The organism is Nocardioides sp. (genome assembly GCF_051876515.1).
Classification (GTDB): Bacteria; Actinomycetota; Actinomycetes; order Propionibacteriales; family Nocardioidaceae; genus Nocardioides.
In genome coordinates, this window is the sequence record NZ_JBJEHY010000139.1 from 1 (window position 1) to 9658 (window position 9658).

Below are 9658 nucleotides of genomic sequence, written 5' to 3' on the forward strand. Positions count from 1 at the left end.
GCCCTTGTTCATCTCGTCGACGTGGCCGCCGATGAGCGCCTGCACCTCGGGCGAGTTGACCAGCTCGGTGTACGACAGGTCGCTCTTGCCGTTCTCCGCAGCCCATCCGGCGAGCGCGTCGGGGTCGAGGGTGATGAGCGCGACGCAGTAGTTGCGCTCGTTGCCGAAGACCAGGAACTGGCTCGCGTACGGGGAGATGGCCTTGAACTTCGCCTCGATCATCGGCGGGGCGATGTACTTGCCGCCGGAGGTCTTGAAGAGCTCCTTGATGCGGCCGGTGATCGCGAGGTAACCGTCGGTGTCGAGGGAGCCCTTGTCGCCGGTGCGGAACCAGCCGTCCTCGGTGAACGCGGCGGCGGTCTCCTCGGGGAGGTTGTGGTAGCCCTCCATGATGCTGGGGCCGCGCAGCTGCACCTCGTCGTTCTCGCCGATGCGGACCTCGTTGCCGGGGAACGCGGGGCCGACGGTGCCGATGCGGTTGTCCCACGGCAGGTTGACGAACGAGCCGGCCGCGGTCTCGGTGAGGCCGTACCCCTCGAGGATCACGATGTTGGCGGCGTCGAACCACTCGGCGATGTCGGAGTTGAGCGCGGCGGAGCCGGAGATGAAGAAGCGCACGCGACCACCGAAGCGGGCGCGGATCTTGGAGAAGACGATCTTGTCGAACAGGTTGCGCTTGAAGCCGAGGAACGCCGGGACCGGCTTGCCCTCACGCTCGAGGGCGCGGGCCTGGAGGCCGGCGGCGAAGGCTGCGTTGAACAGCTTCTCCTTGATGCCGCCCTCGGCCTCCTGCATCATCACGATCTTGCTGTAAGCCTTCTCGAAGATGCGCGGGGCCGCACCCATGAAGGTCGGCTGCACGACGGCCAGGTTGTCGATGATCTTCTCGATGGTGCCGTCGATGGCGCAGGAGTAGCCGCACGCCATCTGGGTGGCCATCAGCACCTTGCCGAACGAGTGGCTCAGCGGCAGCCAGCGGAACTCCAGGTCGTCCTCGGACAGGATCCCCTGAGCGCGGATCGCCTCGCCCTCGAAGACCCACGCGCGGTGCGACAGGCGCACGCCCTTGGGGCGGCCGGTCGTGCCGGAGGTGTACATCAGGGTGGCCAGCTGGTCCGGGCGGATCGCCTGGGCGTGCTCGACGACCGAGTCGGGCTCCTTGGCGAGGTGGGCACGGCCCAGCTCGGCGAGCTCGTCGGTGCTGATGATCCAGTCACCGTCGGTGGTGCCGTCGAAGGTGACGACCTTGGAGACGTGGGGCAGCTCGGACTTGCGCGCACGCAGCTTGGCGATCTGCTCGTCGTCCTCGGCGAAGACCACGTGGCACTCGGAGTCCGCGAGGATGTACGCGGTGTCCTCCTCGTTGGTGGTCGGGTAGACGGTCGTGGTGGCGGCACCAGCACACATCACCGCGAGGTCGGCCAGACACCACTCGTAGCGGGTGGTGGAGGCGATGCCGACGCGCTGCTCGGGCTGGATGCCCAGCTCCATGAGGCCGGCGGCCCACTCCGTGACGACCTGCCCCGCCTCGGTCCAGGTGATCGAGTCCCAGCGCGCACCCCCGTCCACGGGGAAGCGGAACGCCTCGTGCGGGCCCGACTTCTCGACGCGTTCGAGGAACTGTACGGCGACGTTGGCCGGCATCGAGTCGAGGAACGAGTGGTCGATCGTGCGAGTCGTCACAGTTGCTGCTCTCCCAAGTTGAACGGGGCCGTTGACCGGCTCTGTTGGGAGTAACCTAGATCACGGAGTTACGCATCGGTAGGAATCGGACCAGATTGACCCCTCCAGCGGCCCGAATAGGCTCGATCCATGGCTTGGACGTGGGAGGAACTCGCCGGACGCGCGTTGGCACGGCAGTTCTCCGCCAGCGCCGGCGACGTGGCCTCCCTCGTGGCACGCACAGGTCCGCTGCAGACCCAGACGGCCCGCTCCACCCACCTGGGCATCGCCGCGCGTCGCAGCGGGACCACCCGCGAGGAGATCGCCGCGGCTTTCACCAGCAGCGCGCTGGTCCGGGGCAGCACCGTGCGCGGCACCGTCCACACCGCGACCCCGGAGCAGTTCGCGCTCCTGCAGCACCCGACGTCGCTGGGCCAGCGCTCGACCTGGCGCCGCGTGCTGGGCGTCGACGACGCGACCGTCGAGGCGCTGTGGGCGGCGGTGGAGCAGCACACGGGCACCGCGTGGCGCTCCGTGGACGAGCTCGCCGAGCACCAGACGGGCTGGCTGCGCGCACGCGGGCTCGACGACGCGGCGGACCGCCTGGCCGGCGCCCAGGGCCGGTACCTCCTCTTCGGGCACGGAGGTCTCGTCCGGCGTCCGGTCAACGGCGCCTGGGAGGGACAGGGACGCCCCGAGTACCGCTCCGCCCGCGCCCTGACGGGCCTCGCCCCGGGCCGCTCGATGGCTGAGGTCGTGCGCCTGCACCTGCGGTCGCACGGTCCGGCCTCGCGCCACGACCTGGCCTGGTGGTCCGGCGTGGGCCTGCGTGTCGTCGACGCCGCCCTGGCCGAGGTGGGCCTCGACCCGGTGCCCGGCCCCGACGGACGCGACTACGTCGACCTGCCCGACTCCCCCGGGCCCGTGGCGCTGCCGGGCGTGCGGCTGCTGCCGGAGTTCGACGCGCTGCTGTGCGCGTACGAACCCTCGGCCCGCGCCCGTTTCGTGACGCCGGAGCACCACCGTGCGCTGTGGCACTCCGCCAACGGCCAGGTGCTCTCCCCGCTGCTGGTGGACGGGCGCATCACGGGCTTCTGGCGGGCCATGGGGAGCGCCAGGCGTCGCCCGCTCGAGGTGCACTGGTTTGCCGGCACCCGCCGCCCGCGCACCGGCGAGCTGGAGGGTCCGGTGCAGGACCTCAGCACGGCGCTGGGCATCAGGGTCACCGAGGTGACGGTGAGCCGCGCCTGAGGACTACTTCTTGCCGGTGGCCTTCTCGGTGCCCCCACCGCCGGTGGAGAGCGCGGCCACGAAGGCCTCCTGGGGGACCTCGACGCGTCCGACCATCTTCATGCGCTTCTTGCCCTCCTTCTGCTTCTCCAGCAGCTTGCGCTTGCGGCTGATGTCACCGCCGTAGCACTTGGCGAGCACGTCCTTGCGGATCGCGCGGATGTTCTCGCGGGCGATCACGCGGGCGCCGATGGCGGCCTGGATCGGCACCTCGAACTGCTGCCTGGGGATGAGCTCCTTGAGCTTGGAGGCCATCATCACGCCGTACGAGTAGGCGGCGTCCTTGTGCACGATCGCGCTGAACGCGTCGACCGGCTCGCCCTGCAGCAGGATGTCGACCTTGACCAGGTCGGCGGCCTGGTCGCCGGAGCGCTCGTAGTCGAGCGAGGCGTAGCCCTTGGTGCGCGACTTGAGCTGGTCGAAGAAGTCGAAGACGATCTCGCCCATCGGCAGCGTGTACCGCATCTCGACGCGGTCCTCGGAGAGGTAGTCCATCCCGAGCAGGTTGCCGCGCTTGGTCTGGCACAGCTCCATGATCGTGCCGATGAAGTCGGACGGCGCGAGGATGGTGGCCCGCACGACCGGCTCGCGGACCTCGCCGATCTTCCCCTCGGGGAACTCGCTGGGGTTCGTCACCTCGTACGTGGTGCCGTCCTCCATCACGACGTCGTAGACGACGTTGGGCGCGGTCGAGATCAGGTCGAGGTTGAACTCGCGCTCGAGGCGGTCGCGGGTGATCTCCATGTGCAGCAGGCCGAGGAAGCCGCAGCGGAAGCCGAAGCCCAGCGCTCCGGAGGTCTCGGGCTCGTACGTCAGGGCCGCGTCGTTGAGCTGGAGCTTCTCCAGCGCCTCGCGCAGGTCGCCGAACTGGTCGCCGTCGATCGGGTACAGGCCCGCGTAGACCATCGGGTTGGGGTGCTTGTAACCGCCCAGCGACTCGGTGGCGCCGCCGTGCTGGGTGGTGATGGTGTCACCGACGCGGGACTGGCGGACGTCCTTCACGCCGGTGATGAGGTAACCCACCTCACCGACGCCGATCGTGTCGGCCTTGACCTGCTCGGGGCTGATCACGCCGAGCTCGAGGAGCTCGTGGGTGGCGTTGGTCGACATCATCTTGATGCGGTCGCGGTGGTTGAGCTCCCCGTCGACCACACGGACGTAGGTGACCACCCCGCGGTACGTGTCGTACACGGAGTCGAAGATGAGAGCGCGGGCCGGGGCGTCCTTGACGCCGACCGGGGCGGGGGTCTGCTTGACGACCTCGTTGAGCACCATCTCGACGCCCATGCCGGTCTTGGCGGAGACGCGCAGCACGTCCTCGGGCTCGCAGCCCACCAGGTTGGCGAGCTCGAGCGCGTACTTCTCGGGGTTCGCGCTGGGCAGGTCGATCTTGTTGAGGACCGGGATGATGTGCAGGTCGGCGTTCATCGCCAGGTAGAGGTTGGCCAGCGTCTGGGCCTCGATGCCCTGGGCGGCGTCGACCAGCAGGATCGCGGCCTCGCAGGCCTCCAGCGAGCGCGAGACCTCGTAGGTGAAGTCGACGTGGCCGGGCGTGTCGATCATGTTGAGGATGTACGTGCCAGGCTCGGCACCCTCCTCGTTGCCCTCCGTCACCGTCCACGGCAGGCGCACCGCCTGCGACTTGATCGTGATGCCGCGCTCGCGCTCGATGTCCATCCGGTCGAGGTACTGCGCGCGCGCCGCTCGCTCGTCGACGACCCCCGTCAGCTGCAGCATCCGGTCGGCCAGCGTCGACTTGCCGTGGTCGATGTGGGCGATGATGCAGAAGTTGCGGATCTGCGACGGGTCGGTGGATCCGGGCTTCGGGGCGTTCTTCAGGGACACGGTGGTCTTTCGGTCTACGGGGCCGTCGGAGTGGTGCGGAGCGTGGTGCTGCGGACCGGCGGCGCGGGCAGGCACGGTCGAACGGCCATTCTCCCACGTACCGGGCCCCGATGCTCAACCGCCGCCGGGGGCACCGCGGCCTACTGGACGGCCTTGGCGACGGTGATGCAGCGGGTGATCCACTCCTGCTCGTCCACCTCGAGGCCGCGCCCGGCCCCGGTGGCCTCCGCGATCGTCCACCCCGCGTTGGCGATCACCCGCACGATCACCCAGTCCCGGGCCCGGTCCTCGTCGAGCAGCGCGCCGTCGACGAGCGTCTCGAAGCGGCGGCGCAGGCCGCCCCGTACGTCTCCCGCGAGCTCGTCGAACCGGTTGAGCAGCATCGGCGAGAGCTCGCAGTGCGGGTCGCCCGAGAGCGGCTTGGGGTCGATGGCGACCCACTCTGCGCCGCGACCCAGGACGTTGGCGTGGTGGAGGTCGGTGTGGACCAGCGTCCCGTCGGTGGCGCCGTCCGCGGCGAACGCCCGCGCGAGCGACCGGGCGTGGTCGACCATCCTCCGCGGCAGCGGGGCGGAGCGGGGCAGGTCGGCCAGCTGCCGCTCCCACCGGGCGACGGTGCCGCTGAGCCGTACGAACTGCGGACCGGCCGGCACGTGGAGCTGCTGGTAGAGCCCCGCGACGACCTCGCACGCCTCGACGTCCCAGTGGTCCGCCAGGTCGTCGGGGCCGACGCGGCGCAGGAGCAGCGCCCGACGGTGGGGATCGGCGCGCAGCAGCTCCACCGCTCCCCTGCCCGCCCAGCGGGTCAGGGCGAGGTGCTCCAGGGCTCCCTCGTCGTCCGCGTCCCAGGCGACCTTGAGCACGGCCGCGGTGCCGTCGGCGAGGCGTACGGGCAGGACCACGGAGCAGTAGCCGTGCATCGTGGCGCCGTCGGGACGCAGCTCCCACTCGGCGAGCAGGCCGGTGACCAGGGCGGGCAGCCGGTCGAGCCACTCCAACCACGGTGCGCCGCGTCGGGTGCGGGCCCGCAGCTCGGCCGGCACCGTCCAGCCACTCACCGCTGGTCCGCGAGGTACTCGCCGGGCGTCATGCCGGTGACGGTACGGAAGTCGGTGGTGAAGTGGGCCTGGTCGCTGTAGCCGAGCTCGACCGCGATCTCGGCCAGGGACACCTCACCCTCCTTGAGCCGGAGTACGGCGTCGTGCAGGCGGCGCCGTTGGATGAGCCACTTGGGCGACATCCCCACCCGGGCCCGGACCAGCCGTTGGAGCCTCCGCTCGCTGAGGTCGAAGGCGCCTGCCACCTCCGAGACCCGCGTGGTTCCCGGGTGGTCCACGACCCACTGCACGACCCGGTTGACCAGCAGCCCGTCCGGGTCGACCTCGACGTCGCGCAGGCGCTCCTCGACGAGGGCGATCGCCGCTGCGTGGGAGGTCGGCGCGGAGGGGTCGGGCCGCATCGCGGCGCGGACGCGGCCGACGAGATCGTCGGCGACCAGGCGGCGCAACGGGTCGCCGGGCGCCAGGTCAGTGAGGTCCCGGTACCCGTCGGCCAGGGGCTCCACCGACCCTCCCAGCAGCAACGCGCCCGCGGCGGGGGTGAACATGACCCCGACCGCCCAGCCGGTCCCCTCGAGCGTGACGGTGGACAGGCCCCGCACCACGCCGTAGAAGCGGGCGTAGGTGGTGGAGACCACCAGCAGGCAGACCGGGTGCTGCAGGGTGCTCTGGCTGCTCGGCTCCTCGAGCGACCACACGGGGATCCAGTAGCGCTGGACCAGGTCGGCCAGCCCCGCCGAGGGCAGGTAGCGGTGGATCGGCGGCGAGGGTCGCGAGGCGCCGGTCAGGTGGGCCCGGTCGACCGGGTCCACCGGACGCAGCGACGGGTCCGGGGTCATGCGTCGGATTCTTGCAAGACCCGGTGACACTCCCGCTCCTAGCGTCGGGGCATGACCTCCACCACGACCACTGACTACACGCGACTCGCCGACCGTTTCGGCTCCGTCCTGCCCGGCGCCGAGCCGGGCGCCGTGACTCCGTGCACCGGCTGGACGGTGCGCGACGTCGTCGCCCACGTCCTCGACACCCAGCGCGACTTCCTCCTCGGGCACGACGTCGCCCTCCCCCAGCGCCCGGCACTGGACGACCTGGCGGGCGCCTGGGGCGAGCACAGCGCTGCCGTCGCCGCCGTCCTGGACCAGCCGGGCGTCGCCGAGCGCGCCTACGACGGCTACTTCGGCCCCACCACGATCGGCGGGACGATGGCCGACTTCTACGGCTTCGACCTCGTGGTGCACGGCTGGGACGTCGCCCGCGCCAGCGACCAGCCGTGGCCCCTCGACGACGAGGAGGCGGCCGCGTGGCGGCGTACGGCCGAGAGCTGGGGGCCCGCGATCCGCGCTGAGGGCATCTGCGGGCCGGAGGTCGCCGTCCCTGACGAGGCGTCGGGGTGGGACCGGTTGCTGGGCTTCGTGGGCCGGGACCCGGGGTGGGCACCGGCCGGGTCCTGAGACCGGTTCACCGGGTCGGCAGGTGGAAGCGCACCTTCTCCTCCAGGGAGTCCAGGTAGCGGCCACCCGCTGACTCGATCACCTTGCGCGAGGCCACGTTGTCCGCGTCGCAGGTGACCAGGGCGGGGTCCACGCCCAGCGCGCGCACGTGCGGCAGGACCGTACGCAGCATGGCGGTGGCGTGCCCCTCCCTGCGGCGTGAGGGCCGGACCTCGTACCCGACGTGGCCTCCCTTGGTGCGCAGGAACTCGTTGCCCAGGTCGGGGCGCACGCTGATGCGACCGACGTACTCGGTGCCGTCCACCCACCACCACGTGCTCTGCCGCACCAGCCCGTCCGGGCGCGGGGTCTCCTCGAGGGCGTCGGCGGCCAGGTACGACAGGAACGCGTCGAACCCGTCCGGGCTGCGCCACACCTCGGCGTACCCGTCGATCCACCGTCCCAGGATGCTGCCCTCCCCGGCGCGGCCCTCGGCGACCAGCTCGTCGACGGCGGCCAGGAACGAGTGCCGCACGGCGGCGGCGGGCGGGACCAGCAGGGGCATCACGCCACGTTAGCCGCGCCGGCGCCGCAGCAGGAACGGGGTGCCGCCGGCCGCCCGCAGCCCCGGCAGGTTCACGTACGTCATGCCGACCAGGGTGTCCTCGTCCCGCCTGCGCAGCTCGTCGCGCACCCACGGCCACGGCCTGCGGGAGCCGGACGGGTAGGAGACCGCGACGCACGGGGCCGAGTCGGAGTACGACGGCTCCGCGGCCACCTCCATCGGGAGCGTCTCGGCCAGCTCCTCCCCCGCACCACGACGCAGCAGGTTGACGCCCACCACGCCCCGGGCGCCGGAGGTGAAGCGCTTGCCGAACCACCGCGGCAGGCCGATCAGCCCCAGCCCGGCCGGGGCCACCCTGCGCAGCGGGGCGACGAACTCGGCCTCCCAGTCGCCCTCGAGCGCGTCGAGGTCCACGACCTCGAGCGAGGACCAGGCACGGCGCAGGGACAGGACGGTGTCGGTCACGGTGGCTCCAGGGGACGAGGGACGGGTGCTGCGCAGTGGCACGGGGTCGGGGGCGGGCGGCGGGAACCGCGAGGCGAACCGCTCCGCCATCGCCGTGATGGTCAGCGACGGGTTGACCCCCAGGTTGGCGGGGATGACGCTCGCGTCGGCCACGTACAGGCCCGGGTGGCCGAAGACCTCGTGGTCGGCGTCGACGACCCCGTCGTGCGGCCCGGTCCCCATCACCGCGCCTCCCAGCACGTGCGCCGTGACGGACAGGCCGGCCACCGACTCCCCCAGCAGGTTCAGCGGACGGCCGCCCGAGACCTGCGCGTACGCCCGCGTCACCCGGTTCGCCACCTCCAGGTAGCTGGGCGGGCGCTGACCCGTCGCCATCCTGGAACGCAGCGCGGAACGCCCCAGGCGGCCCCGCGTGAGCTCGAGGGCGAGCTCGCTGTCGAGGTCCTGCATCGTGGTCAGCACCGTCAGGCGGCGCAGCAGGTCCTTCGCCCCCACCAGCCGCGCCTGCGCCAGCGGGTGGCGCGCGAGGGCGCCCGCCACCCGTGCGGCGCGGCGCGGCGGCCGTTCGTCGTCCACCAGCGGACCGAGCTGGGCACGCATGTGCCAGCCGCCGATGTACCGGTTGAGGGTCGTGTGGGTCCCGGGGTCGGGGTGGAACGAGCTCGAGATCGTCGGGCCGACCGACAGGTCCTCACCCGGCGGGGCGAGGACGGCGGTGATCGCCTCGGAGTTGGTGCGGACGTGCTGGCCCACCGTGGGCGAGACGTGCGGCAGCGTGCCGGCCTCGTCGCGTGCGCGCTGGAGGAGCTCGACGGTGCCCAGCACGCCGCCGGCGAGGACGACGCGGGCGGCGGTGAACCTCTGCTCCTCCCCGCGACGCCAGGGGTGGCGGGTGTGCACCTCGTACCCGCCCTCGGGCAGCGGCCGCAGCCCCACGACCTCGGTCTCGGGGCGGATGACGGCGCCACGGCCCTCGGCCAGGTGCAGGTAGTTGCGGGTGAGCTGGTTCTTCGCGCCGTACGGACACCCCAGCAGGCACTCCCCGCACAGCCGGCAGCCGGTCCGCTCGGGCCCGTCGCCCCCGAAGAAGGGGTCCGGCTCGGTGACGCCGGGGCGGCCGAAGTGGATGGCGACCGGGACCGGACCGAAGGTGTCCTCCGCGCCGACCGACGCGGCGGTCGCGCGCAGGTGCTGGTCCATAACACCGGTGAGCGGGCTCGTCATCCGCCCCAGCATCCTCGCGGCCGTGGCGTAGTGCGGCGCCAGCTCCGAGCGCCACGCCACGCCGAGGCGCCGCATCTGCTCGGCCTCGTAGAAGGCGTCCCCGGGCTCCAGGAGGACAC

8 protein-coding genes are annotated in these 9658 nt (G+C 71.9%); 2 read left to right on the plus strand and 6 right to left on the minus strand.

Going from position 1 to position 9658, the window contains the following annotated elements:
• The coding region (locus ACI379_RS10460; protein ID WP_439792022.1) for an AMP-dependent synthetase/ligase at window positions 1–1683 on the minus strand (1683 nt) is incomplete at its 3' end.
• A gap of 129 nt (window positions 1684–1812) precedes the next feature.
• Between ACI379_RS10460 and ACI379_RS10465 the strand changes: the two genes are divergently transcribed.
• On the plus strand, window positions 1813–2913 hold the full coding sequence (locus ACI379_RS10465) for a DNA glycosylase AlkZ-like family protein (RefSeq protein ID WP_439792023.1): 1101 nt from the start codon (window positions 1813–1815) through the stop codon (window positions 2911–2913).
• A 3-nt stretch (window positions 2914–2916) separates the two neighbouring features.
• Here the strand turns inward: ACI379_RS10465 and lepA are convergent, their stop codons facing one another.
• The 3 genes from lepA to ACI379_RS10480 all read right to left on the minus strand — a co-directional run bounded on the left by lepA (window position 2917) and on the right by ACI379_RS10480 (window position 6694).
• Entirely contained in the window at window positions 2917–4791 is a 1875-nt protein-coding gene (gene lepA / locus ACI379_RS10470; RefSeq protein ID WP_439792029.1) for a translation elongation factor 4, read from the minus strand.
• A 146-nt stretch (window positions 4792–4937) separates the two neighbouring features.
• A complete protein-coding gene (locus ACI379_RS10475) occupies window positions 4938–5855 on the minus strand; it encodes an aminoglycoside phosphotransferase family protein (protein ID WP_439792024.1) in 918 nt (305 codons plus the stop codon).
• Entirely contained in the window at window positions 5852–6694 is an 843-nt protein-coding gene (locus ACI379_RS10480) for a helix-turn-helix domain-containing protein (protein WP_439792025.1), read from the minus strand. The genes ACI379_RS10475 and ACI379_RS10480 overlap by 4 nt, the downstream gene beginning before the upstream one ends.
• 51 nt (window positions 6695–6745) lie before the next feature.
• Here ACI379_RS10480 and ACI379_RS10485 point away from each other — a divergent pair, with 51 nt between their 5' ends.
• Complete coding sequence (locus ACI379_RS10485; protein WP_439792026.1) at window positions 6746–7306, plus strand: TIGR03086 family metal-binding protein; 561 nt, start codon at window positions 6746–6748, stop codon at window positions 7304–7306.
• A gap of 7 nt (window positions 7307–7313) precedes the next feature.
• Here ACI379_RS10485 and ACI379_RS10490 read toward each other — a convergent pair whose 3' ends face one another.
• Both ACI379_RS10490 and ACI379_RS10495 read right to left on the minus strand, forming a co-directional pair.
• A complete protein-coding gene (locus tag ACI379_RS10490) occupies window positions 7314–7850 on the minus strand; it encodes a GNAT family N-acetyltransferase (protein ID WP_439792027.1) in 537 nt (178 codons plus the stop codon).
• Window positions 7851–7859: 9 nt separating this feature from the next.
• Window positions 7860–9658, minus strand: a 1799-nt coding sequence (locus ACI379_RS10495; RefSeq protein WP_439792028.1) for an FAD-dependent oxidoreductase, incomplete at its 5' end; no start/stop codon positions are given.